General features: G+C 66.3%; 23 protein-coding genes. 3 read left to right on the top strand and 20 right to left on the bottom strand.

The window, feature by feature from the left end; genetic code table 11:
* The 9 genes from DY468_RS04285 to DY468_RS04245 all read right to left on the bottom strand — a co-directional run.
* A partial coding sequence (locus DY468_RS04285; RefSeq protein ID WP_205511906.1) for an acetyl-CoA carboxylase biotin carboxylase subunit occupies window positions 1-1,665 on the bottom strand: 1,665 nt, incomplete at its 3' end.
* Entirely contained in the window at window positions 1,662-3,284 is a 1,623-nt protein-coding gene (locus DY468_RS04280; protein WP_164602686.1) for an acyl-CoA carboxylase subunit beta, read from the bottom strand. The genes DY468_RS04285 and DY468_RS04280, both read right to left, overlap by 4 nt.
* A gap of 132 nt (window positions 3,285-3,416) precedes the next feature.
* Entirely contained in the window at window positions 3,417-5,021 is a 1,605-nt protein-coding gene (locus DY468_RS04275) for an AMP-binding protein (protein ID WP_164602684.1), read from the bottom strand.
* Window positions 5,022-5,184: 163 nt separating this feature from the next.
* Window positions 5,185-6,051, bottom strand: a complete 867-nt coding sequence (locus tag DY468_RS04270; protein ID WP_164602683.1) for a beta-keto acid cleavage family enzyme — start codon at window positions 6,049-6,051, stop codon at window positions 5,185-5,187.
* A 120-nt stretch (window positions 6,052-6,171) separates the two neighbouring features.
* A complete protein-coding gene (locus tag DY468_RS04265; RefSeq protein ID WP_164602681.1) occupies window positions 6,172-6,996 on the bottom strand; it encodes a helix-turn-helix transcriptional regulator in 825 nt (274 codons plus the stop codon).
* A gap of 164 nt (window positions 6,997-7,160) precedes the next feature.
* Window positions 7,161-7,811: a glutathione S-transferase family protein gene (locus tag DY468_RS04260; RefSeq protein WP_164602679.1), complete on the bottom strand. Its 651-nt coding sequence runs from the start codon at window positions 7,809-7,811 to the stop codon at window positions 7,161-7,163.
* A 215-nt stretch (window positions 7,812-8,026) separates the two neighbouring features.
* Window positions 8,027-9,181: an acyl-CoA dehydrogenase family protein gene (locus DY468_RS04255; RefSeq protein ID WP_164602677.1), complete on the bottom strand. Its 1,155-nt coding sequence runs from the start codon at window positions 9,179-9,181 to the stop codon at window positions 8,027-8,029.
* Between the two features lie 137 nt (window positions 9,182-9,318).
* On the bottom strand, window positions 9,319-10,458 hold the full coding sequence (locus tag DY468_RS04250; protein WP_164602675.1) for an acyl-CoA dehydrogenase family protein: 1,140 nt from the start codon (window positions 10,456-10,458) through the stop codon (window positions 9,319-9,321).
* 102 nt (window positions 10,459-10,560) lie between these two features.
* Window positions 10,561-10,872 carry a c-type cytochrome gene (locus DY468_RS04245; RefSeq protein WP_164602673.1) on the bottom strand — a complete coding sequence of 104 codons (312 nt, stop codon included), beginning with the start codon at window positions 10,870-10,872 and terminating at the stop codon, window positions 10,561-10,563.
* 222 nt (window positions 10,873-11,094) lie between these two features.
* On the opposite strand from DY468_RS04245, the gene DY468_RS04240 reads away from it, so the two are divergent.
* Window positions 11,095-13,218 carry a hybrid sensor histidine kinase/response regulator family protein gene (locus DY468_RS04240; RefSeq protein ID WP_164602671.1) on the top strand — a complete coding sequence of 708 codons (2,124 nt, stop codon included), beginning with the start codon at window positions 11,095-11,097 and terminating at the stop codon, window positions 13,216-13,218.
* 49 nt (window positions 13,219-13,267) lie between these two features.
* On the opposite strand, the gene DY468_RS04235 is transcribed toward DY468_RS04240, so the two are convergent.
* The 4 genes from DY468_RS04235 to DY468_RS04220 form a co-directional block, all read right to left on the bottom strand.
* Window positions 13,268-13,705 carry a hypothetical protein gene (locus tag DY468_RS04235; protein WP_164602669.1) on the bottom strand — a complete coding sequence of 146 codons (438 nt, stop codon included), beginning with the start codon at window positions 13,703-13,705 and terminating at the stop codon, window positions 13,268-13,270.
* A gap of 166 nt (window positions 13,706-13,871) precedes the next feature.
* On the bottom strand, window positions 13,872-14,663 hold the full coding sequence (locus DY468_RS04230; protein WP_164602667.1) for a COG3904 family protein: 792 nt from the start codon (window positions 14,661-14,663) through the stop codon (window positions 13,872-13,874).
* Between the two features lie 4 nt (window positions 14,664-14,667).
* Window positions 14,668-16,035: a hypothetical protein gene (locus DY468_RS04225; RefSeq protein ID WP_164602665.1), complete on the bottom strand. Its 1,368-nt coding sequence runs from the start codon at window positions 16,033-16,035 to the stop codon at window positions 14,668-14,670.
* Window positions 16,036-16,164: 129 nt separating this feature from the next.
* The gene (locus DY468_RS04220) at window positions 16,165-17,073 is read right to left on the bottom strand and encodes a DUF6662 family protein (protein ID WP_349644242.1); all 909 of its coding nucleotides are present in this window, start codon (window positions 17,071-17,073) and stop codon (window positions 16,165-16,167) included.
* A gap of 652 nt (window positions 17,074-17,725) precedes the next feature.
* On the opposite strand from DY468_RS04220, the gene DY468_RS04215 reads away from it, so the two are divergent.
* Both DY468_RS04215 and DY468_RS04210 read left to right on the top strand, forming a co-directional pair.
* Entirely contained in the window at window positions 17,726-18,610 is an 885-nt protein-coding gene (locus DY468_RS04215; protein ID WP_246700873.1) for a sulfite exporter TauE/SafE family protein, read from the top strand.
* Window positions 18,611-18,790: 180 nt separating this feature from the next.
* Window positions 18,791-19,015 carry a hypothetical protein gene (locus tag DY468_RS04210; RefSeq protein ID WP_164602660.1) on the top strand — a complete coding sequence of 75 codons (225 nt, stop codon included), beginning with the start codon at window positions 18,791-18,793 and terminating at the stop codon, window positions 19,013-19,015.
* Window positions 19,016-19,083: 68 nt separating this feature from the next.
* Here DY468_RS04210 and DY468_RS04205 read toward each other — a convergent pair whose 3' ends face one another.
* The 7 genes from DY468_RS04205 to DY468_RS04175 form a co-directional block, all read right to left on the bottom strand.
* On the bottom strand, window positions 19,084-19,260 hold the full coding sequence (locus DY468_RS04205; protein WP_164602659.1) for a hypothetical protein: 177 nt from the start codon (window positions 19,258-19,260) through the stop codon (window positions 19,084-19,086).
* Between the two features lie 197 nt (window positions 19,261-19,457).
* Window positions 19,458-20,312: an energy transducer TonB gene (locus DY468_RS04200; RefSeq protein ID WP_164602657.1), complete on the bottom strand. Its 855-nt coding sequence runs from the start codon at window positions 20,310-20,312 to the stop codon at window positions 19,458-19,460.
* Entirely contained in the window at window positions 20,309-20,749 is a 441-nt protein-coding gene (exbD, locus tag DY468_RS04195; protein WP_164602655.1) for a TonB system transport protein ExbD, read from the bottom strand. Before exbD ends, DY468_RS04200 begins: the two co-directional genes overlap by 4 nt.
* Window positions 20,750-20,754: 5 nt before the next feature.
* Window positions 20,755-21,555, bottom strand: a complete 801-nt coding sequence (gene exbB / locus DY468_RS04190; protein WP_164602653.1) for a tonB-system energizer ExbB — start codon at window positions 21,553-21,555, stop codon at window positions 20,755-20,757.
* Window positions 21,548-22,084 carry a heme utilization cystosolic carrier protein HutX gene (gene hutX, locus DY468_RS04185; RefSeq protein ID WP_164602651.1) on the bottom strand — a complete coding sequence of 179 codons (537 nt, stop codon included), beginning with the start codon at window positions 22,082-22,084 and terminating at the stop codon, window positions 21,548-21,550. Before hutX ends, exbB begins: the two co-directional genes overlap by 8 nt.
* A gap of 17 nt (window positions 22,085-22,101) precedes the next feature.
* Window positions 22,102-22,434, bottom strand: a complete 333-nt coding sequence (gene hmuQ / locus DY468_RS04180; protein ID WP_047309093.1) for a heme-degrading protein HmuQ — start codon at window positions 22,432-22,434, stop codon at window positions 22,102-22,104.
* A gap of 77 nt (window positions 22,435-22,511) precedes the next feature.
* Entirely contained in the window at window positions 22,512-24,863 is a 2,352-nt protein-coding gene (locus tag DY468_RS04175; protein WP_164602649.1) for a TonB-dependent hemoglobin/transferrin/lactoferrin family receptor, read from the bottom strand.
* Window positions 24,864-25,064 lie beyond the last annotated feature (201 nt).

Genomic DNA, 25,064 nt, shown 5'->3' with positions numbered 1-25,064 from the left:
GTGGAACACCGCGGACTCGCCGAGGTCCTTCGCCTGGAAACGGACGCTGCCAGCGGACAGCTCCTCGATCACAAAGCTGATCGATTGCCCCTCCTGGCTCACGACGTAGCTGCCGTCGCGCTCACGCACCACCTCGCAGGCCTGCTCCGCGCCGTCGAGCTCGAACTTGAGCCGGGTCGGAAACACCGCCGCGAGCGAACGGCCCGGCCGATGCGGCGGCGCGTGGCGGTCGGTGACGTAGAGCAGCAGCGCCGCGACCGCGGGTGCCGGCACCGCATCGTCCGGCAGCGACCGTACTAACGCGTCGCGATGCTGCCCGATGAAGGCCGTGGTCGCCTCCCCGGCGGCGAACACCTGGTGGCGCAGACAGGCGGCAAGGAAGCCGCGATTGGTGGTGACACCGAAGGCAATGGTGCCGTCGAGGCCATGGATCAGCTTGCGCCGCACCTCATCCCGGCTGGCACCGACCGCGATCACCTTGGCGATCATCGAGTCGTAATACGGCGGAATCTCCGCACCCGATTGCAGCGCGTGCTCGACCCGCAGCTCGCCCGGCATCCGCCACAGCGCCATCCGTCCCGATTGCGGCATGAAGTCGTGGTCGGCATCCTCCGAGCACAGCCGCACTTCAATGGCGTGGCCCTTGAAGGTCACATCGTCCTGGCGCAGCGGCAGCGGTTCGCCGGCGGCGATCCGAAGCTGCAGCTCGACCAGATCGAGCCCGGTGATCGCTTCGGTCACCGGATGCTCGACCTGCAGCCGGGTGTTCATCTCCATGAAGTAGAAGTTGCCTTCGCCGTCGAGCAGAAACTCCAGCGTGCCGGCGCCTTCGTAGCCGATCGCCTTTACGGCATTCACGGCAACAGTGCCCATCTGCTCGCGCAAAGCTTCCGACACCGCCGGTGACGGTGCCTCCTCGATCAGCTTCTGGTGCCGGCGCTGCACCGAACAGTCGCGTTCGCCGAGATGGATGGTGGCGCCATAGCGATCGCCGAACACCTGAATCTCGATGTGGCGCGGCTGCAGGATCGCGCGCTCCAGGATGACGGTCGGATCGCCGAACGCGCTCTGCGCTTCCGAGCGCGCACTGCGCAGCGCATCGGGCAGCGCCGCAGCGTCTTGCACCAGCCGCATGCCGCGGCCACCACCGCCCGCCACCGCCTTGATCATGATCGGAAAGCCGATCCGCTCGGCTTCGCGGATCATCGCAGCGTCGCTCTGGTCTTCGCCCTGATAGCCCGGCACGCACGGCACGCCGGCCTTCAGCATGATCTCTTTGGCGCCGGCCTTGTTGCCCATCGCGGCAATCGACTCCGCCGACGGTCCGATAAAGACCAGCCCCGCATCGCGGCAGGCAGCGGCGAAGTCTTCGTTCTCGGCGAGGAATCCGTAGCCGGGATGCACCGCGTCGGCGCCCGCAGTCTTCGCTGCCTGGATGATCGCCGGGATGTTCAGGTACGACTGCGACGGCTGCGCACCGCCGATCGCCACGGCCTCATCGGCGGCGCGAACGTGGGCGGCGTCGCGATCCGCGTCGGAATAAACGGCGACCACACCATATCCCAGCCGGCGGGCACTGCGCATCACCCGCAGCGCGATCTCGCCGCGGTTGGCGATCAGGATCTTGGAGAACGGCGTCAGCTTCAACATACGGGTCACACTCATGGCCGGGACACCGCGAACTGCATGCGCTGCGGCTCGCGCGCTTCGCTCTCACGACAGATCGCCAATACTTCGGAGAGCACGGCGCGAGTGTCGCGGGGGTCGATCACGCCGTCGTCGAGCATCCGCGCCGAGGTCGCGAACACGTCCATCTGGCCGTTGAACACCGCGGTGATACCGGCCTTCATCTGATCGAGCTTTTCGCGGTCGACCGGCACGCCCTTCCGCGCCGCGCCGGCCTCGGCGACGATCGCCATGGTTTCGGCGGCCTGCTCGCCGCCCATCACCGCGGTCTTGGCGTTGGGCCAGGAGAAGCAGAACCGCGGATGGAAACCGCGGCCACACATGCCGTAATTGCCGGCGCCGAACGAAGCGCCGCAATAGATCGTGATCTGCGGCACGGTGGCCGAGGTCACCGCCTGGATCATCTTGGAGCCGTGCTTGATCATGCCGGCTTCCTCATAGGCGCGGCCGACGATGTAGCCGGTGGTGTTGTTGAGATACAGGATCGGGGTGCGCGACTGGCAGCAGGCCTGGATGAAATGCGTCGCCTTGTTGGCGCCGGCCGGATCGAGCGGACCGTTGTTGGTGATGATGCCGATCGCCATGCCGGCGATCCGCGCCTGGCCGACCACCGTGGCGGGGCCGTAGTTCGGCGACATCTCGGTGAAGTCGGAGTCGTCGACGACCCGCGCGATCACCTGGCGCATGTCGACCGGACGCTTGTGATCCATCGGCATGATGCCGAGCAGTTCTTCCGGATCGTACAGCGGCGGGTGATAGGTCGCGGGATCCGGCCCCGGACCGTAGCGGTCCCATGGCAGCCCGGCCATGATGTCGCGCGCGATCCGCAGCGCGTCCCGGTCGTCTTCGGCGAGGTAATCGCCGAGACCGGAAATCGAGGTGTGCATTTCGGCGCCGCCGAGTTCTTCCTCGGTGGCGATCTCGCCGGTGGCCGCCTTGAGCAAAGGCGGCCCTGCGAGAAACGCCCGGGTCCGGCCGCGCACCATCACGATATAGTCGGACAGGCCGGTCTGATACGCGCCGCCCGCGGTGGATGAGCCATGCGTCACCGTCACCACCGGCAGTCCGGCGGCGGACATTCGCGCCAGATTACGGAAGATGTTGCCGCCGCGGACGAAGTCCTCGACGCGGTAGCGCAGCAGATTGGCGCCCGCGCTTTCCACCAGTTGCACGAACGGCAGCCTGTTCTCCAGCGCCAGCTCCTGAATCCGCAGCGTCTTGTCGAGCCCGAACGGCTGCAGCGCACCGGCGTCGATGCCGGAATCGTTGGCGCTGATCATGCAGCGGATGCCGGCCACATAGCCGATGCCGCCGATCACACCGCCGCCGGGCACGCTCTTGTCGGCGTTGGCGGTGTCGAACATGTAGCCGGCGAGCGTCGACAGTTCGAGGAACGGTGTGCCGGGATCGAGCACCAGCGCGACGCGCTCGCGCGGCAGGAGTTGCCCGCGCTTGTGGAAGCGCTCGGCGGAGCCTGCCGACAGCGTCCGCGCCCGCGCCTCCAGCATCCGCATCCGCTCGATCAGCGCCAGCATGCCGTCGCGATTGGCCCTGAAGCCCTCACTCCCCGGCGCTACGGTGGATTCGATGATTGCCATTCACGCTTCCCTTAGTCGTTTCCGTCATTCCGGGGCGCGACCGCAGGTCGCGAGCCCGGAATCTCGATGTGTTCTGAACCTCGGGATTCCGGGTTCACGCCGCGTCGCGGCGCGCCCCGGAATGACGGTGAATCACCCCGTCTGCCCGAGCATGAAGTGATCGGTGTAGGCGCTGCGCAGTTCGACCTTGCGCAGTTTGCCGGTCGCGGTCATCGGCATGTCGTCGACGATGCGGAGCAGCTTCGGCACCTGGAAGCCGCCGAGATGCTTCTTGCAGTGCTCGATGATCTCGGCCTCGGTCGCAGCCGCACCGGGCTTGAGCTTGACGAAGCCGGACACCGCCTCGCCCCATTGCGGATGCGGCAGGCCGACAACCGCGGCATTCATCACCGCCGGGTGCGCCAGCAGCGTTTCCTCGATCTTGACCGAGGCGACGTTCTCGCCGCCTGACTTGATCATGTCCTTCTTGCGGTCGAGGAACAGCACCTCGCCGTGCTCGTCGATCAGCGCCAGATCACCGGTGTGGTGCCAGCCGAATTTTCGCGCAGCTTCCGTAGCTTCGGGATCCTTGTAATAACCGAGCATCACGTTGGGGCCGCGATGCACGATCTCCCCCACCTGACCGACGCCGAGAAGGTTGCCGGCGTCGTCCATGATCGCGGTCTCGTTGACCAGCGTCGACTCGCCCCAGTAATTGCCGAAGCGAGCGAGCTGGCGGTCCGGCTGCGACATCGTCGTCGCCGGATACATCTCGGTCTGCCCCGACGGCTGGACAAAGGTCGGGCAGAGCTCGGCGATCGCGCGTTCCAGCAGCGGCCGCGGCATCGGCGCCATGGTGTAGATGCAGCAACGCAGGGTCGAGAGATCGAACTCCTTGCGCCGCGGATGGTCGAGGATCACCTGATACATCAGCGGCAGGCCGATGAAGACGGTGAGCTTGTCGCGCTGGATCGCCTCCATGCAGGCGACCGGATCGAAGCCGCGCATCAGCGCCATCTTGCCGCCGACGATCAGATAGCTCAGCAGCACGACATGAGCGGCACAGTGGAACAGCGGAAATTGTCCGGTGATGCCGTCAGTGCGCGACAGCTGCATCTCGATCGCATTGCTCATCGCCGCCATCGTCACCGCAAGGTGGCCGTGCATCGCCCCCTTCGGCCGCGAGGTGGTGCCCGAGGTGTAGATGATCATCGCCAGATCGCGATCGTCGAACGCCACTTCAGGCTCGATCTCGGACTGGCCGTCGAGCAGTTGATCGAAGGTCGGCAGTCCGGTTTCGGCGGCCTTGCCGGCCAGATTGACAGCGATCAGATCGATGCCGCGCGCTTCCAGCGCAGCGCGGCGCTCCGGCTGGCCGTGCAGATTGTCGTCGATCACCGCAACCTTCACGCCGGCGTGGTCGAGGATGTAGCTCATGTCGTCCGGACCGAGCATGGTGTTGATCGGCACCCAGACGAGGCCAGCACGATGAATGCCGAACAGCGCTTTGACGAACTCGACCGAGTTGTTGCAGATCGTCGAGATCTTGGCGCCCGGCTGCAGCCCGCGCGCGACCAGAGCATTGGCGAAGCGGTTGGCGTCGCGTTCGAGTTCGCCATAGCTGACCTGACGGGCGCCGTCGGTCAGTGCGATGCGGTTCGGAAACCGCTTCGCCGATTTACGCAAGATGTCGCCGATCGCCACGCGGCCGATCCGCCCCGGCCCCGGCACGCCGCCGGTCGCTTCAAGACTGGTCATGGTTCACTCCCTCGAGGTGAGGCAGCTCTTCCGGCTGCTTGATGATAGAGCCTGTCCACCTGGTCATTCCGGGGCGCGCGCAGCGCGAACCCGGAATCTCGACACGCGCAGAACATCGCGGGATTCCGGGTTCGCGCTACGCGCGCCCCGGAATGACTCGTGATTAGTGCAGCACACCAAAGATCTTGCGCGCCTCTTCGGGCGAGGCAATCTCACGCCCTGCCCGGCGGGCGCAGCCGGCGATCTCTTCGATCAACTGCCCGTTCGAGGTCACCTTCTCGCCATTGGCCAGATAGAACGTGTCTTCGAGCCCGGTGCGCAGATGGCCGCCGAGGTCGGCGCAGGCCTGATGCAGCGGCCAGATCTCGGCGCGGCCGATCGCGGTGACCTGCCAATGCGCTTCGGGGCGCTTGAGCTTCAAGAGGATCGGCAGCAATTCGGGATCGGCCGGCATGCCCGAGGCGACGCCCATCACGAAGTTGTATTCGAGCGGGCCGGCATACATCCCGGTCTGCACATACATGCCGACGCAGCGCACGATGCCGACGTCGAAGCATTCGAACTCAGGGATGGTCCCGGCGTCCTTCATCGCGCCGAGGAAGTCCGCGATCTTTTCGACCGAATTGTCGAACATCATCGGCGGCCAGGCCCAGGTGTTGTCGGCCTTGACCTTAAGGTAATTCAGCGAACCGGCGTTGCAGGCGGCGATCTCCGGTTTGGTCTCGCGGATGCAAGCGAGCGGGCCCTGGTAGTTCGGACCCGAGGTGCCGGAGGTGTGGTTGATGATGATGCCCGGGCAGGCGTCGCGGATCGCCTGCTGGATCTCGCGCGAGACGTTGACGTCCCAGCTCGGCAGATGGCCCTTGTCGGGGCGCTGATCGCGCAGATGGATATGAACGATGGCAGCACCGGCATCATAGGCCGCCTTGGCCTCGCGGGCCATCTGTTCCGGCGTCACCGGGACGTGGTGCTGCTTCGGATCGGTCAGCACGCCGTTCAGCGAGCAGGTGATCACCGCCTTGTCGCTCATTCGCTTCCAGCCCTTTCAGGTTGCTGTAGCGCCGCCTGGGATTGCGACGCGAACCATGTTGGGCAGAATGATGCTGAGCACGCGCCGGCGTATCTTGCGCCGACGCGCTGAGTGCAGTGGCTAGGTGCGGCCGTGCCGCAGTTCGGCGACACGCATGCTGTGCGGATCGCTGCGCCAGATCGCCAAATGGCGCGAGCCGGAGAAGATCGCGCGCGGCTGCAGGCCGTAGAAGCGCCGGATCGAATGGCTGAAGTGCGTCGAGTCCGGATAGCCGATGTCCTGCGCCAGATGCGCGAGGTTGATATCGGAGTTGACGAAGTGCAGCAGATGCCGCGCCCGCTTCCAGGCGCGGAAGGCGCGGAACGAGACGCCGGTCTCGTCCTTGAACAGATGCAGGAAGCGCGACTGCGACAGGTTGGCGGCGCTGGCACAATCCTCGGCGCTGACGGTGTCGGTGCCGACGTCGTTGATGCGGGCGATCGCACGGGCGACACGCCGATCAATCGCGCGCGCCGGCAGCGGTTCGCCGAAGAACAAATCGTCGAATTCGGACGTTGTGAAGCCGTCGCGGCGCCCGGTCTCGACCAGAGCCCGATAAGCCTGGCGGATCCGGCTCGCGAGTGCCGGCGCAGTGGGCCCGGCAATCCGCGCTCCCAGGGCTGCCATTGGCGCCGGCAGCACGGTTTCGGGCTCGATCACCAGGCTGATGATGCAGCGCGAATCCGATTCGACGTTGTGTGGCAGATACGGCGGCACGAACGCGACCGCGCCGACCTGTTCGGGCCGGCCCTCGATCGTCACCCGCAAACTGCCCTGCATCGAAACATAGATCGCGTAGCCGCCGCTGGTGCGGCGTCGCGGACGGCCAAGCAGGCCGGCATAAAACACCCGTTCCGGGCTGATCAGCATCAGATGGCCGGAATCCGGACAGTCGTCGTTCGTCATCGGTCCTCCCGGGGCGGGTTGTCGCCCGTTGCCGCATTGTTCTGCGGTGCCCTCTTCGCGGAGCATCACGGACAATACAGCAACGCCCGGCGTTGTCACCGGGCGAGATGACGCGGAAGTTCCGTCCCCGGCGGAGCCTCTCGCCGGGGACGCGACGTCGGAGTTCAGGCCCGTTTCGGCACCTTTTGCTCTTCGCCGGCACGGGTTTCAGCTTCCAGAGCCCGCTGATAGCCGTCTCGCTGCTGCAGCCGGGCCCAGTAAGCTGTCACGTTCGGGCCAAAATCCTTGGCGAGGCCGAGATTACTCGCCAGCCGCAGCGCGTAGCCGATCACCACGTCGGCCGCGGTGAACCGACCGGCGCAGAGGTAGTCGCCCTGCCCGGCCGCGGCCTCGACAGCGCGCAGCCGGCCAAGGAACCACTTGCCGTAGTCCTCGACCACCTGCGGCTGACGCCGTTCCGCCGGCTCCAGCGTGCCGTAGCGCAGCACCAGAGTTTGCGGGAAGGTCAGCGTCGCGTCGGAGAAGAACATCCAATTGAGGTACGAGCCATAGGCCGGATCATCGACCCCGACCACCAACGGCGTCGGGCCGTGGCGCGTGCCGAGATACTGACAGATGCCGGACGACTCCGTCATCTTGGTGTCGCCGTCGATCATGAACGGAATGGTGCCCAGCGGATTGATCGCCAGATACTCCTTGGCGAGCGCCCGGGGCGGAAACGGCAACATCTTCAGCTCGTAATCGAGCCCCATCTCCTCCAGCATCCACAGCGGCCGAAACGACCGCGCACCGTGGCAGTGATACAGCGTGATCATGGGTATGTGTTCTCCCTGTCATTGTTTGTTAGCATCGCCACAGCCAATCGCACAGCGCGCTCCCTCGCCCCGCCCTTGCGGGGAGAGGGCTGGGGTGAGGGGCGACGCAAGCACTGCCTCTCCGACTCGCGGATACGCCCCCTCACCCGGATTGCTGCGCAATCCGACCTCTCCCCGCGCGCGGGGAGAGGTGAACCGCGGCTGCGGTCACGCGCTTACGCCTTCCCCGGCAGCGTGCCGTTCATCTTGCACAGAATGCCGAGCATCACTTCGTCGGCGCCGCCGCCGATCGCGGTGAGGCGGCTGTCGCGATAGGACCGGCTCACCAGTGTCTCGTTCATGAAGCCCATGCCGCCCCAGAACTGCAGGCAGGCGTCGGGCACTTCGCGCCCCAAACGGCCGGCCTTGAGCTTGGCCATGGTGGCGAGCTGGGTAACATCCTCACCGGCAACCAGCGCTTCGGCGGCACGATACACCAGCGAGCGCAGCAGCTCGACCTCGGTCTGCAGCTCGGCGAGACGGAAGTGGATCACCTGGTTGTCGAGCAACGGCTTGCCGAACGCCTTGCGGCCGCGGGTATACTCGATGGTGTTCTGGATCGTCTTCTCGTGGGCCTTGAGGCACGCCGCCGCGCCCCACAGCCGCTCCTCCTGGAACTGCACCATCTGATAGGTGAAGCCCTTGCCCTCCTCGCCGATCCGGTTGCGCTTCGGCACCCGCACCTCGTCGAAGTAGATCTGCGCGGTGTCGGACGAGCGCATCCCGAGCTTGTCGAGCTTGCGCGCGATCGTGACGCCCTTGGTCTTCATCGGCACGCAGATCAGCGACTTGTTGCGATGCACCGGGCCCTCGCCGGTGTTGCACAACAGGCAAATCCAATCGGCCTGGGTGCCGTTGGTGATCCACATCTTGCCGCCGGAGATCACGTAGTCTTCGCCGTTGGATTTCGCCGTGGTCTTGATCGAGGCGACGTCCGAACCCGCGCCCGGCTCCGACACGCCGATGCAGGCGACGTAGTCGCCGGCGATCGACGGCGCCAGAAATTCCTTGCGCAGCTCGTCGGAGCCGAACCGCGCTAGCGCCGGCGTCGCCATGTCGGTCTGCACGCCGATCGCCATCGGCACCGCGCCGCAATTGATCGCGCCGAGCTCCTCCGCCATCATCACCGCGTAGGAGTAATCGAGCCCCTGCCCGCCATATTCCACCGGCTTGTTCAGCCCGAGGAAGCCGAGGTCCCCGAGCTTCTTGAACAGTTCGTGCGCGGGGAAGATGCCGGCGTTTTCCCACTCGTCGACGTGCGGATTGATGTCGCTCTGAATGAACTTCTGCAGAATGCGGCGCGGTTCGTCGTGGTCCTGGCTGAACAGCATCTGGCTTCTTCCCTGGTCATTCCGGGGCGCACGCCGCAGGCGGGCGAACCCGGAATCTCGCTTGTTATTATCGTTCGTCGTTATCACCTCGGGATTCCGGGTTCGCGCTGCGCGCGCCCCGGAATGACGGTGTGAGGCTAAAGCCCCATCTGCCGGCTGGCGAGGTCCTTCATGATTTCCTCGGTGCCGCCGCCGATGGCGTTGACCTTGACGTCGCGATAGATCCGCTCGACCTTGACGCCGCGCATGTAGCCGGCGCCGCCGAAGATCTGCACCGCTTCGGAAGCGCAGAACGCCATCGTCTGCGTCGCCTGGTTCTTCAGCATGCAGATTTCGGCGATCGGGCTTTCGCCCTGATCGACGCGCCAGGCGAGCAGCTCGAGCATCGCCTGTGAGGCGGCGATCTTCTGCGCCATGTCGACCAGCTTGTGGCGGATCACCTGATGCTTCACCAGCGGCTTGCCGAAGGTGACGCGCTGCTTGGCGTATTCCGTCGCCTCGTCGAGGCAGACCTTTGAGGCGGCGATGCAGCCCGCCGCCATCGTCAGCCGCTCGCTGTTGAAGTTCATCATGATGATCATGAAGCCGGCGCCCTCGGTGCCGAGCAGATTGGCGGCCGGGACGCGGCAATTGTCGAAATGCAGTGTCGCTGTGTCGGACGCCCACCACCCCATCTTCTTCAGCGGAGTCCGCGTCAGTCCGGGCGTATCGCCGGGGATCAAGAGCAGGCTGACACCGCCCGGCCCGTCGCCGCCGGTCCGCACCGCGGTTGTGATGTAGTCGGCCCGCATGCCGGAGGTGATGAAGGTCTTCTCACCGTTGACGACGTAGTGATCGCCGTCGCGCACCGCTCGGGTGCGCAGGTTGGCGACGTCGGAGCCGCCCGACGGTTCGGTGATCGCCAGCGCCGAGATTTTCTTGCCCGCCAGGATCTCCGGCAGCACCCGCGCCTTCAGCTCGGCCGAGCCGGCACGCGCGATCGGCGGCGCGCCGATCGAATGGCTGTTGAGGCTGGCGCTGACGCCGCCGGCCGCCGCCCGCGCCAGCTCCTGGGTGGCGACGATCCACATGAACTGATCGCACGGCGTGCCGCCGTATTCTTCCGGAAAACCGAGGCCCAGCAGCCCGATCGCCGCGGCCTTCTCGTACAGCTCGCGCGGGAAGCCGCCGGCTTCGTCCCACTCGGTCGCAAACGGCTCGATTTCATTCTGGACGAAACGCCGTACCACGTCGCGAAACGCAATGTGGTCCGCATTGTAGAATGGTGAGTTGGTCAATCCTCGCACCCGCGGTCAGCCCTTGCTGGCGGCGAGGATGCCGGGAAACACCGGAACCGCCTTGCGTCGAGGCGCTGGCTCCTGGCGCGGCCGTTACTCGCGTCAGCGGTGCTTCTGCCCCGCGATATAGGCTGCCAGATCCTTGGTGTCGCTTCGGCTCAGCGCCATGTTGGCCATCTTCGGATGCGGTTCGAGCAGGAAGAACGCCAGCCTCTCTTCGTTGAAACTCGGCTGCGAGGCGATCGCGGCGAACGACGGCGCCATGTCGCTGCCCTTGCGCTGCTCGTCCGAGACGACGTGGCAACCGTTGCACCAGCGCGTGGCCAGCGTCTCACCGTTCTGCGCATCGGCGGCAAGCGAGGGGCTGCTGCCGGCAATCAGCATCAGCGACAGGCCGAGGGTCAAAACACGCATCGACGGCTCCCGTGCTCGTCAGACGGCGACCGCCGCCGGGCAAATCACTGTAAGTTCCGCTGTTTACTTCAACCTGCGCCGGGGCGATAGATGGTCGATCGGCGGGGGGCGCCTTGCGGTTCCCGCCCTGCTTTTGCCGCCACTGAGTTGCAAGAGCGTTGCTCGATCCTCGAAGGTGCATCATCGATCCGCTCATGGCCCCGCTCTGGAAGCTCCCGCCCCATGCTGGCCGCACAGCGTGATTCACTGCGGCTGCTCCGCGCGATCCTGGTCGCATCCGTGGTGCTGCCGATCGCGCTGTTCAGCTATGCCTCGTGGCTGTCCTATCGCACCAACGACGCCAATGCCGACCGCCAGATCGACAAGACACGCGATGTCGTCACCGAGCATGCGCTGAAGATCTTCGAGTCGGTGCAGCGGTCGATCGCCGAGACCGCCGAGATCGTCCGCGACATGTCGGACGACCAGATTCGCGCCGCCGAACACGCATTGCACGACCGGCTGAAGCGCCTGGTCGGCGGCTCCGAGCAGATCAAGTCGATGTGGATCTTCGACAAGACCGGGCGCCCGCTGGTCACCACCATGCAGGTTCCGGCGTCACACCCCGATCTGTCCGATCGCGATTATTTCAAGGCGCATCTCGGCAAGGACGACGGCCTGTATGTCGGCCGCGTGCTGGAGCCGCGCCCGCCGTTCGATGGGGCGCCGTTCTTCAGTGTCAGCCGCCGCCGTGACGCGCCGGATGGCAGCTTCGCGGGCGTGATCCAGGCCTCGGTGTTGCCGGATTACTTCGAGGGCTTCTACGCCAAGGTCGGCCGCGAGGACGGCAGTTTCGTCGCCCTGGTGCGCGACGACGGCACCATCCTGGCGCGAATGCCCGAGATCGATCGCACCGACCTCTCGGTCAAGCCCGACGGGATCGTCGGCCAGGCGATCAGCGAGGGCCACAACGAGGGCCGCATGACCACGGTGTCGTCGCTCGACGGCATCGAGCGCCGCGTCGCCTTCCGCAAGCTGCCTAACCTGCCGGTTTACGTGTTCGCCGGCCTGGAGACCCGCGCGATCCGCTCGATGTGGGTGGCGCAGATCGGCGCCTATCTGCTGGTCGGCCTGCCGGCGACCGCCGCGCTGATCGCGATCGTGATGCTGGCGATGCGGCGGACGCAGAAGCTGTACGAAGAGGCCGACCGCCGCCAAGCTGCGGAAAACGCGCTGAAGCAGGCGCAGCGGCTGGAGTCGCTGGGCCGCCTCACCGGCGGCGTCGCGCACGATTTCAACAATCTGCTGATGGTGGTCGGCGGCTCGGTGCAGAAACTCCGGCGCCGTCACGACGACCTTCAGGACATCCGCAGCTTCGACATGATCGACTCGGCCGTCGCCAAGGGCACGGCGCTGACCCGGCAGTTACTGTCGTTCTCGCGCCGCCACAACGTCGCCGCCAAGGCGATCGATCTCGGCGAAGCCCTGCACAAATTCGCCGACGTGCTGCGGCAGTCGGTGCGCAGCGACATCGGCCTCACCATCGAATTGCCGAGCGGGCCGGTCGTGGTCATGATCGATCCCAACGAATTCGAGATCGCGCTGCTCAACCTCACGCTCAACGCGCGCGACGCGATGCCCGAGGGCGGACGCATCACCATCTCGATCCACACCGAGACGCTGAAGAATTTCGGCCCGCGCCGGCTCACCGGCCGCTACGCCATCCTGTCGTTCGCCGACACCGGCGTCGGCATCCCGGACGACATCCGCGAGCGGGTGTTCGAACCGTTCTTCACGACCAAGCCGGTCGATCGCGGCACCGGTCTCGGCCTCAGCCAGATCTACGGTTTCGTCCAGCAATCGAGCGGCGCCATCACGGTCGACAGCGAAGTCGGCCGCGGCACCCGGTTCGATCTGTTCCTGCCGCTGACGTCGGAAGCGCCGGCGCGCGACGAATCCGCCCCCCAGATGGAGGTGCGCGGCGCCGAAACGCCCAAGACGCTGCTGCTTGTGGAGGATCACCCGGACGTCGCCGCAGTTGCGGCGGACTACGCGGCGCAATGCGGCTTCACGGTGGTCCCGGCCAACTGCGCCGAAGCCGCGATCGAGGTTCTCAACCGCCGCCGCGATATCGATCTGGTGTTCAGCGACATCGTGATGCCGGGCATGAGCGGCCTGGAGCTGGCACGGCTGATCCGCGAGCACCATCCAGAAACGCCGGTGATCCTGGCGTCGGGCTACAGCGACCGGTCCGCTTCGGCGCTGAGCGAAGGATTCCCGTTACTGCAGAAGCCCTACACATTGGAAACGATGCGCACCGCGCTGACACAGGCGATGCAACGCGCAGCGATCAGGCCGACGGCCTGACCGTGCGCGCGCGGCAGGGACGGACGATCCGCCCTGCCGAGGATCGAGGTTACCAGTGGCGATGATGATGCCAGTGCCGGCGGTGCCAGCCCGGGCCATAGCCGGCGCGGATCACCGGCGCGCCGTAATAGCCGTAGGCACGATACGGCCGGTAATAAGAGCGGTAGCCGTAATACACCGGACGGGGGCGATAGTAGTAGCGCGGACCGCCCCACCCCCACCCGTCACCATAATACGCCGGACCGCCGTAATAGGTCACGACACGCGGCGCATAACCGTAGCCACCGTAGTAAGGACCGCCGCCGTAATAGCCGTAGCCCGGACCGTAGGCGTAAGCCGACGAGGCCACACCGGCGATCAGCGCGCCAGCAGCGAGACCACCGATGAACGGACCAATCCCGTTCCGGGCTTCGGCCGGAGCCGGAGCCGCAACGGTAGCAACCGCAAGGGTGGCGACAGTTCCGAGAACCAGAGCAGTTTTCCTCATGGAGCACATCCTGTGAGCGTTGATGTGGTCGATTAAACGGCAGTTCCCGGCAAAAGTTGCGGGAACCTGAGCGTGCGATTGGAATTCATGCGTAGAATTCATGTACGTCAGGGAGCGAAAGACGGAACCAAGCCCGTTGTCGCACCCGGCAGCAGACGCCGGAGGATCACGACTTCGCCGCTGAGACCGGTGCGGTGACGATGCCGTATTTGGTCAGTTCCTCGGGCTTGAACACGAACAGCCGGTCTTTCGGCGTCTCCATTGCGCGGATCCAGACCTCGAGATCGATCCCCATGTCGCGCAGATAGCGCTGACAGCGCGCCGAGATCCGCTGCGCGTCGCTCATCTGGTCGCGCGATGCGCCACTCTCGGCGCTCTTGAGCGCGAACACCTGATGCACCCCGACCGCTGCTTTGGCGCCGACACGCCGCTCGGTGCCGCCGAACAGCACAAGCGGACAGGACGAGGCGCAGTACTTGCCGGGTTCGACTTCGGTGGCCAGCTTGTGGTCGCGGATCATCCGCCCCATCGACAGCGCGTCCGACACCGAACCGCCGGGCGAATTCAGCACCACCGTCTTGATGTATTCGGCGTGGCGCGCGAGCTCTTTGCCGAAAGCCTCCGCACTGCCCGGCGTGATCGTCCCGGTCGCCATCAACCGTCCGCCGCCGACCAGTTCGAACGTCATCGCCTCGCCCAGCGCGCCGCCGGGCTGAGGCAGCGGCGTCAAGCGGTCGCCGTCCGGCAACCACGGCGACAGCACCGCAGGCAATGCCGGCAGGCTGAACGGCGCCGTGTCCGGCTGCGTGCCGCCGTCACGATCGGCTGGCGCGCCGGCAAGATCGTAACCGAGTGCCGCGATGGTGCCGACGATCAGCAGCCGGAAGATCAGGCGCAAGACCGCATCCTCCGGATTGCCGGAGAGCCAGACATGGACGCGCTGCGACAACGTCGTCATGCGGTTACTTGACGTGGCGCGCCGAGACCAGCGCGGTGACGTTCTCGTCGGCTGCGGCTGCGGTCTCGGCCGTCGGGGCCGGCTGATCGGGCGCCAACGGCGCGACTGGCTCAGCTACCTGACGGCTGGCCTGCTCGACCTCGCGTGCCATCTGCAGCGCCGCCATCAGCTCCGCCGCGGTCATGGTCGATGCATGGGAGGCCGGCAGTCCCTCGCGGCGGATCGCGGCGTGGACGACGCACAGGATCAACACCAGCACCGCCGGCATCAGGTCAATCGAGATCGCGCCGGCCCAGCTCGGGATGAAGTCGCCCGCATAGCGCAGCACCGCCTCGGCCGGCGACATCGCCTGGAACCGCGCCGGCTCGATTTTCGGACGATCGAGAATCGCATCGGCCGCCGCAGCGAGCGAGGCCGCCTGCGCGGCCACAGCCCCTTCGACCTTGCCGACCACCGCGGTCTGCCGGTCGGCGAGATCGACGCTGCGTCCGCTCGCAGCCGGCGCGATGAACGAGGACGACAGCGAGGTCGCGGCGCGTTTCACCGCCGGCGCCACCGAAGTCTGCTGCAGATTGGCGATCACCCCCATCAGCGCCAACGACTCGGTGGCGAAGCCGTCGCTGCGCTCGCCGATCGGGCCGCGGTCGGACACCAGCTCGCGCATCTTGGCGAGATGCTTGCCGCCCTCTTCGAACAGCGTCGAGACGCGCTTGCCGGAGGCTTCGACCTCCTTGGCGAGGCTGTCGAGCTGACTCGACATCTGGGTCAGGAGTTGCACCACCGTGCCCGATCCGGCGGTGCCGGTGAGCGAGCCGGTGCGTTCGGCTTCGGCGAGTTTGGCGAACCGCGACGCGGCGATCTGAATGTCCGGCAGCAGCCCCTGCGCGGCAATCGCGTTGGTGTTGGCGGCGTCGAGATCGCGTGTGTAGTCCTGCACCGTGATCGCCAAATGCTGCCGGATCGCCGCCGCGCCGGCCAGCGCCGAGGCGTTGAGCCAGGACGACATCGCCACGATCATCAGCGAGCCGAGCAGCATGCAGCCGAACATCAGCCCGCGGCCGGCGCGATCGACGACATGCGGCATGAACTGCATCAGGAATACCCAGAACGCGTAGAGGCCGACCGACACCGCGACCGAGTAGATCAAGGCGGCGAAGAACACCGTGGTGGCGCTGCCGTTGAGCAGGTCGCGCACGCCGAGATAGGTGTAGACGCCGGCCGCCAGCGCCAGAATCGCGGTCGTCAGTTTCAGCATCACTTCGAGCCGCACAACGCCGCGCGACAGCAGCAGCGAGGGCGGAACCATGGTCGGAGCGACGGACGACGGAGACTGTGACGACGAACTGGCGGCCGGAGAAACGGCTTCGGGCATCTGGACATCCAACTGGTGCGCAGCTTGCGCACGACCAACGCCCCCGCGTTCAGATGCGACTGTTAGTTGTGGAGTTGGACCAGATTATGGTGACGCCGCAGCGCTGCCGCATTGGCGCATTGCGCCGGTTCAGAAATGCGCGTTGAGCCGCAGCATCGCCTGGTGACGTTCGAAGTGATCGAGATCGAGCCGCTGCGGATCGCCGAGCGCCCGGCCGGCGACCTGCACTTGCCAAGTTCCGGAGACGCCGAGCGTCGGGGTGATCGCGTAGGAAAAGGTCGGGCCGACGAACACCGCGTCGCCGCCGAACCGGTCGAGCCCGCCGCCGTCATAGGCACGCAGATAGCGCAGCCCGACGCCGGCGACGAAGGTCGGCGCGAACGCATAGGACAGCGCGCCATGAAGCTGCAGCTCGGAATCGTGCCCCCAGAGGCCGGTGCCGTGCTCGCGGGTCGCCGCGGTGCCGTACCAGACGTTGAAAGCGGCAAACAGCCGGTCCTTGATCAGTTCGCGGTCGAACAAGGCGGCGAATTCGGCACCGTACTGCTCGATCCGCACGCCGCTGCCCTCGTCGACGCGACTCCAGCCCGGCTGAACCTGCAGCGTCAGTCCGAACGGCGCAGCCTCGCGGTCGATCAGCTTGTAGCGAACCTCGAACCCAGCGCCGTTGAACGACAGATGTCGGCGGTCGTCGTAGCCGGGAACGGCATCGATCCGCTGCGCACCGATCGCGAAGCCCGGAGCGATCCGGAGACGATCGGTCAGGGTGTATTTGACCTGGGTCAGCGTTGTGAGCGCCGCGTAACTGCCGCTGCGCTTACCGAAACCGGCGACGTTCTCCAGCTCGACCTCGATCTCGCCCGGCCGCCCGATATCGGAGCCCATGCTGAAGCCGAAGATGTGCTCGGTGTCGATACCCTCGGCATGGTGGCTGCCCGGCACCGTCTCCGGCTTGTCGGCGGCGACGTGCGGCGCCGCAAGCTGCGGAGACCGCGCAGCGCCGCGCCAGTCTGGCGCCTCCTCGCCAACCCCGGGCACGGCGCCCGCCAGCAGAGCGACCAAAGACCGGGCTGCGTAGAAGCCACCGCGACGCGTCCCAGCTAGGGCGAGCCCCCGCCGTCCCCTGGCGCCCGCCAATCCCGATTGTCCGTCCGCCATCCCGATCCCCGAAAGGGCCGCCAACACCGGCCCGGAAAGCCCCATTCGTGCCCCGCATCCGACGTGCATCGATCCTGCACCACAACCGGGCGAGAGCGCCGCAAAATTCAAACAGGGAACATTCTGATTTATTTGCAACTGCAAATCAATCGCAAATAGATCGCCTCTACAGGCGCACGATTTCTGGCGCGGCGTGCATCGGAGAAGACAGGGTGGCCCCAGGGCTGGCGGGGGTAGCCCCGGGGCCAGTCATCGCCTACCGGGGAGGTCTCGGCGCTGACAGCAGGATCTCCGGGCCAAGGGCTGACCTACGGTGAGCGTCCTGTCTGCGCGAACTCTGCACGCACTGTGCAGCGAACGAAAGCGACATCGATTGGCGTGGTTCCAGCAGCACTAACCAATCATCTTCGATCGAATCGAGCGAATTAGTTCGAAATCAACACCCAAGTAGAACTACCATCCCCTTCCCGCTGAGATCTCAGCATCCCGCCTCGGCAGCATCATCGCCGTCCCCCGAAACCACGATCCTGCGTTGCCGCGGCGTGCCGTCGCCGCGTACAACCTGACGGGCCGAGTCGCGCGCGACGCGCGTCGTCCATGGGGAGGCGATCAACTGACGGGTTTCCACGGCATCGCAATCGATCCGAGCTATGCGCTTGCAGGCGCGGTCACTGGATTCGTCGTCGGCCTCACCGGCGTCGGCGGCGGCGCGCTGATGACGCCGATTCTGCTGCTGGTGTTCGGCATCGCGCCACATGTGGCGATCGCGACCGATCTGTGGTTCGCCGCGATCACCAAGCTGGTCGGTGCGACAGTGCACAATCGCAAGGGCAACATCGATTGGCGGATCGTCACCCGGCTGTGGGCCGGAAGCCTTCCAGCCGCCGCACTGATGGTCGCGATCGTCGCGCTCGCCGATCCAGTCGGACGGACCGAGTGGCTGACCAGGCTCATCGGCGTGGTGGTGATCGTCACCGCCCTCGGCATCGTGTTCGCACCCGCCCTGCTCGCGTCGCTGTATCCGTCGTCACGCACCGAAGATACATCGCCATCCCAGGATCGCACCGCGCTGACGGTGCTGACCGGCGCGACACTCGGTGGATTGGTGGCGCTCACTTCGATCGGAGCCGGCGCGCTGGGCACAGTGGCGCTGCTTTATCTGTATCCGCGCCGGCTCTTGCCGCATCGGCTGGTGGCGACCGACCTCGCCCATGCCATCCCGCTCGCAACCGTCGCCGGCGCCGGCTATCTGATCGTCGGCATGGTGGATTGGGGAATGCTCGTCAGCCTGCTGATCGGTTCGATTCCCGCGGTGATCCTCGGCGGTCTGTCAGCCGGCAGGCTGCCCGGCCGCGGGCTGCAGATCGCGCTGGCGGTGGTTTTGTTCGCCGCCGGCCTCAAAGGGCTGCTGATGTAGCCGCAGGGCTTCGACCAAAGACGAATGCGACCGTAGAACACATCGAAACTGCCGGAACGTTCGGTCACCCTAAGCGTTGCGAAGCGTCTAGATCGACCACTCACGCTCGTGTCGAACGATCGGCATCATGCCCCTGCGTTCGATGCAGCCAAGAAGGCACCGGAACTCCGGTGAGATGTAATGCCCGACGCCTGCGTCATCGAAGTTCGCGCCCGCACTGCGGGTATCGTGGTTCGCGAGGGAGACAATTATTGCTTCTTCGCCGCTCATCGCGACTTCCACGCGCTGGAGCGTCAATCGTTCGATTCGCTGCTTGCCGCTCAGACCGCCGCCTCGCGCTGCGCCAGCGATGCGTCGGCTGCGATTCGGATCGATCCCCCTCGCTCCGAAGCGCTACGCGCGTAATCCGTCGCAGCAACACCTCACCGACGAGGCACCGCACCGCTGCTCACGCGCGGCGCGGTGCGGGCTGATCAGCCGCGTCGGCGTTCCGCCACGACGCCGATGCCGAGGCGACCGCTCTCGGCGAGCTCACGCAGCCGATGCCGCGCCCAGACCCGCATCGCCAGCCCGGGCCGCTCGGCCTCACTGCGCGCGCTGTCGAACGGTTCGTTGTGTTTCGATTGCTGCTCGGCATCGACGTTCGCCATCATTCCCTCCGCATGGCTGTTCGACTCCGGCCGCACGCTGTCTCGCGTCGCGCGCCGTGCACGCAACTACATGCATGATTTGATCTGCTGGCGGCGGTAGTTTCTGTGCATCGCCGCCCTGAATCGTTCCAAACTAACGACGCGTGGCGATCGATGGTGCAGAAGACGACGATGCGTAGCAGCGCTGTGACCGCGAATTACCTCACCGAGAAATTCACCGGCACGCTGAAATTCAGCGAAGCCTGAGTGATCTCGGGCGGGAATGCCGGCAACGGCTGGGCCCTGTGCACCATTGCCAGGGTTTCGGCATCGAGCGCGGCGCTGCCCGACGACCGTGCTAATCGCGCGCCGAGCACCTGGCCGCCGCGCCCGACCGTGAAGCTGAGCGTGGCAGTGCCCTGCACGCCGGATGCGCGGGCCTCGGACGGATAGCGCTTGAACCGCTGCAGATGCGCCGCCAGACGCTGACGATAGCTCGGCAGCACAGCGGCGGCGCGCGCACCGGCGAGCGACGCCATCGCATCGGCGGCGCGGCGTTCCGCCCGCTGCGGCGAGGTCGTCCGCGGTGCCGGCGGTCGTTCGGAGGGATGCTGTTTGGCGGTGCGCTCGCGCCGCTTCGGTGGCTCGCGCTTCGGCTCGACCGGTTTCGGCTGCTCGATCTTCACCGGCTGGGGCTTGTCCGGCTCCGGCGCCGCTTTGGCTTCCGGCGGCAGCGCCACCTCGGGCTTCGGCTGCGGCGGAGTCGGCGCGATCTCCGGTGCCGTCGTCGCCTGCGGCGTCGGCTCGGGCTCCGGCTCCGGTTGCGGCGCCTCGGCCTCCTGCATCTCCGGACCCGGCGCGAGATCGAGCGAGCTCGGCTGCGGCGACGCCGTGACGGGCGCCATGTCGACCATGATCGCGGCCAGCGGCTCGCCGGGCGGCGGCGTCTGCGTGTAGTACGCCAGCGCCGCCGCGACCGCCACGGCGTGGACTCCGACGATCACCGCGGCCGACAGCAGCCAGCGCGACGCCCCCGGCGCCGCCGCGGTGTCGTGCAGCGCGCGGGCGTTCATGGCTGCGCGGCGTGGCCGTCCAGACCGACCAGCGCCACCTTCAGATAACCGGCATCGCGCAGCAGATTCATCGCCGCCATCAGATCACCGTAGCTCACCGCCTTGTCGGCGCGCAGGAAGATCCGCTCGTCCTTGTTGCCACCGGTCGCGGCATCCAACGCCGAAACCAGCGCGTCGCGCGGCACGATGTCCTCGCCGAGTGCCAAGGACAGATCCGGCTTCAACGAGACGAACACCGGCTTGTCCGGCCGCTGCTGCGGCTCGGCGGTGCTGGCCGGAAGATCGACGCCGACATCGACCGTGGCGAGCGGCGCGGCGACCATGAAAATGATCAGCAGCACCAGCATCACGTCGATGAACGGCGTGACGTTGATCTCGTGCGCCTCGACCATGTCGTCGTCGCCACCGCCGCGGCGGCCCGCTATCTTGGCAGCCATCGCTCTCACCTCACCGCACGCGCCCGCATCGGCGGTCGCGCCGCCTCGCGGCTGATCATCAGCAAGAGCTGCGCGGACGCATCGCCGAGCAGCGCCCGATACGCCGACACCCGCCGCGTCAGATGATTGTAGATCACCACCGCCGGGATCGCCGCGACGAGGCCGAGCGCGGTCGCCAGCAGCGCTTCGGCGATACCCGGCGCCACCACCGCAAGATTGGTCGTGTTAGCCTTCGAGATCCCGATGAACGCGTTCATGATCCCCCACACCGTGCCGAACAGACCGACGAACGGCGCCACCGCGCCGATGCTGGCAAGCAGCCCGGTGCCGATCGCCGCGCGCCGCGCTTCCGCCGCCTCGACCCGCTCCAGCCGCAGCGCCACGCGCTCGCGAAAGCCGTCGTCGTGAGCGCCGCCGGACAGGCTGGCCTCGCGATCGACGGTGTGAATCATCTGCGCCACCGCGTCGCGCTGATCGGCGGTTTCGGCCGCGGCCTGCTGCAGCGTGGTGTCGCTCTCCAGCCGGTCGAGGCCACGCCGGGCGACCGCAACGTTGCGGCGCAGTTCGATCGACTTCGCCAGCCACACCGTCCACGCCGCCAGCGACGCCGCGACCAGACCGACCATCACGGTCTTCACCACCACGTCGGCGCCGAGGAACATGCCCCACGGCGACAGGTCGCGCGGCAGCGTCGCCAGATCGGCCGCCGCGGCGCAAGCCTCCCCCGGCAGCGCCGCGGCGACGACGGCCAGTGCCGCAATCGCAGCACCGGCCGATCGAGCCGCGGCGCCTTGGGGTTTACGCATTGCGCGCCTCGCTGAACTGCTCAGCGAGCGCATGAAATCGTGCGAGCTGATCGCCGCGCAGCTCGCGATTGGCGTCGCGACCGACGAACACCTTGAACATGATGCCGCCGTCGCGGTTGAGGAACGCCACGAAGGCGCTGGCCTTACCCATGAACGGGCGCTCGACGAACGCCATCGCGCCGCAGTTGTCGTGACGCAGATGGCCGTGCAGCCCCTTCGGCTGCATCAGGTTGAAATAACCGCGACTGACTTCGCCGCGCGGCACTTGGCCGGTGAATTCGAAGATCGCATCCTCGGTGTGGACGATCAGCGTCACCTCGCCCCAGGCCGCGATGTCGTTCATCGCCGCGACGAATCCGTCGCCCGGCCCGAGCCGGACCATGCCGTCCGGCAGCGCCTCGATCACCGCGAGCGGCGACACACTCCACTGCTTGGCGACCTCCTCGATCACGGCGGCCGGGTTGGCCGCCATGAAAGCACGAAGATCCCCGGTCTCGGACGTCACCACCGATGCCGCTGCAGTCGCCATCACACTCTCCTTCCGTCTTACGCCGCCGCGGCGTTGCGCTCGCTGCGGATCACCTCGAACCCCTCGAACCGCGGATGGCCGAGATAGATGCTCTGCCCGGTGTCGTTGCCGGCGCGGGCATGCGAGCGCCGAAACTGTTCGGATGTCGTCCATGCTTCGAACGCCGCCTTGCTGGCCCAGGTGGTGTGGGTCGCATACAGCGTGTGATCCTCCGCCACCGGCCCCTTGAGCAGATGGAATTCGACGAAGCCATCCATCTCGCTCAGATAGGATTCGCGCGCGGCCCAGATGTCCTCGAAGGTCTGCTCGGCGCCGCGTTTCACTTGAAACCGATTCATCGCGATGAACATTTTCTCTCCTTGCTGGCTTGTTGCTCGCTGGCTTGTTGTTTTGGCTCGCCGCGCTCCGGCCCGATGGAACCGGAGGTTCACGCTCCCCCGAAGTGAACCTTGATGCCGCCCTTGTAGACGATGCCCGGCCCCGGGCTCGTCCACAGCACGTCGTTCTGTCCGGTTCCGTCCACCGACGATCCCGGGACCGCATACGGACGATAGTAATTGTTGAGCAGATTATCGATCGAGAAATTCAGCGTGACGTCCGCCGTTGGACGGTACGCGACGTTGAGATTGACGAGATCATACGACGTTCCTGGCAGATAGCCGGCCGGCAGATTGGTATTGGCCGCATAGGATGCCCATTGCGCCGCGATCGTCAACTGCCGGTCGAGCAGCCGCAGGCCGCCCGTGGTTACGACCTTGCGCGCCGGCACCGAGGCCAGCCCGAGTCCGGTGTCGGTATCCTTGCCGCGGATCACCGCGGCGTTGACGCCGACGAACCACATCCCGGCGTCGTAGGAGGTCTCGACCTCGACGCCCTCGATCCGGGCGTGCGGGATGTTCTGATACTGATAATACTTGCTGGCCACGCCCGTTAACGGGAAGCCCATGAACACGGTCCTGTACACTTCGGGCGTGGACCCGACCAGTTCGATGTAATTGTCGACGTCGTTGCGGAAGGCGTTGATCTTGCCGCGGAAGCTGTCGCCGGAGACGAAGATGTCGTTGTATTTCAGGTTGATGCCGACTTCCTTGTTCTTGCCGACCTCGGGCCGCAGTCCGGTGTTCGGGATCAGGCAGAACAGTCCGGAGGTGCCGTTGCCGCAGTTGAACAGCGCCGGACCTCCGCCGGTGGCGTGAGCGCCGGCGATCAGCGTCTCGGTGATCGAGGGCGCGCGATAGCCTTCCGCATAGGCGACATACGGGGTGAATCCCGCGATCGGGGTCACGCCCACCGTGACCTTCGGCGACAGCCGGCTGCCGCTCGCCGTGCTGGATTGCGACGTCAGTTCGTAGTGATCGTAGCGCGCGGCGCCGATCACTTCGAGCCAGTGCGCGTAATTGTTCTTCACCTGGACGAATCCGCCCGACACGGTGCGCTCGCCGCTCGGCGTCGTGATGTTGGAATTGCCGCGCGAATCCCAGGTCGTCACCTTGTCGTTGAAGGCGTCGACACCGTAGGTGACCGCGGTGCGCCAGTCGCCGTATTCGAACCGCGAGGTGTTGTTGACGTCGATGCCGATGGTATCGAGATTGTAGCCGCGGGTGTCGCCGATGCAGCCGGAGATGTCGTTGCCGAAATTGCCGGCACCGCAATAACCCGAGCCGCTGGTCGAATAGTGATAGGTCTTGGTCTGGTCGCTGTTGGTACGGTTGCCGTACAGGCCGATGTTCCAATCGAACCATGTGTCGTCAGGCCGCGAGTATTTCCAGTTCAGCGTGCCGGTGTAGCTCTGCAGATTGGTGCCGTACACCGACGAGCCCTGATACAGCGCCCGCTGCGCCGTGGTCACCACCGGGCCGCGATTGAACTGGCCGACGTCGTAATTGAAGTCCTGGAAGATGCCGCCGATCTTGACCTCGTGGCCGTCGGCCGGCCGCACCGTGAATTTCAGCAACCCGGCCGCCAGATCGTTGCCGGTGTTGCCGATCTCGGTGCCGGCGCCATCCTTGTAGTTGCCTTGGGTGCGGTACACCGCGCCGCCGAACACATCGACGCTGGGATCCACCCGCACGCCGCCGAACACCGAGCCGAGTCCGCGTGCATTGTTGCTGCCGTAGGAGCCGCTGAGATCGACGCCCCAGCGCTCGCCGGCCCGCACCACATCGTCGATGTCCTTGGTGCGGAACGACACCACGCCGCCGATCGCGCCCGAGCCGTAGATGTTGGCGCTCGGCCCACGGACCACGTCGATGCCACCGATCAGTTCGGGGTCGAGGAAGAACGAGCCCTGCGCGCCGTGGCCGGAGCGCTGATAGTTCTGCCGCGCGCCATCGACCACCACCGCAACCCGGCCGAAATCCTGCAGGCCGCGGATGTTGATCGAGGTCGACGGCTCGTCGCCGCGGTCCTGGAACGACACACCGGGCGTGGCGACGAAAACGTCCTGCAGCCGGTTCGGCGGGAATTGCTGGATCTGCTGCAGCGTGATGGCGCTGGCCGGTGCCAGCGCATCGATCGCCTTCTCCTCGTTCTTGCTCGCCACCACGGTGATGGCGTCGAGCGACTGCGTCGATCCGGCCGCCTGGGCATAGGCGTCACGCGGATTGGCGGCCGGAGCAGCAGACTGCGCGGCAGGCACGGCACGGTCTCGCTTCGCCTCTGTCTGCGATCGGGATGAAGCCTGCCCGGTCGCGGTCTGCGCGACAGCCGGTGCAGTCGCCAACGCGACAAAGGATACGGATAGCAATAGCGCGCAGGCGCGCGAGTTCAGCCCCACCATGACAGCCCCAGTGTTGTTAGTTGACTCTGGCTGGCGGGCTCGCACGAGGCGGCTGGCTGGCAATTTGCCGTCAGCACAACTGCTAACGGCTCTCATTTTTGGTAACCGAGCGACGGTTCCCGGTCAATCGGACCGTGGCGCTGATTAAAGCAATTATAACCAATCCGTGGACGCGGCGCCGGCCATGCGCGATCAGCGCGC

The sequence above is a fragment of the Rhodopseudomonas sp. BR0M22 genome, from assembly GCF_010907035.1.
GTDB lineage: Bacteria > Pseudomonadota > Alphaproteobacteria > Rhizobiales > Xanthobacteraceae > Rhodopseudomonas.
Note: the sequence above shows the minus strand (reverse complement) of the source record. Positions and strands in the feature narration are given on the sequence as shown.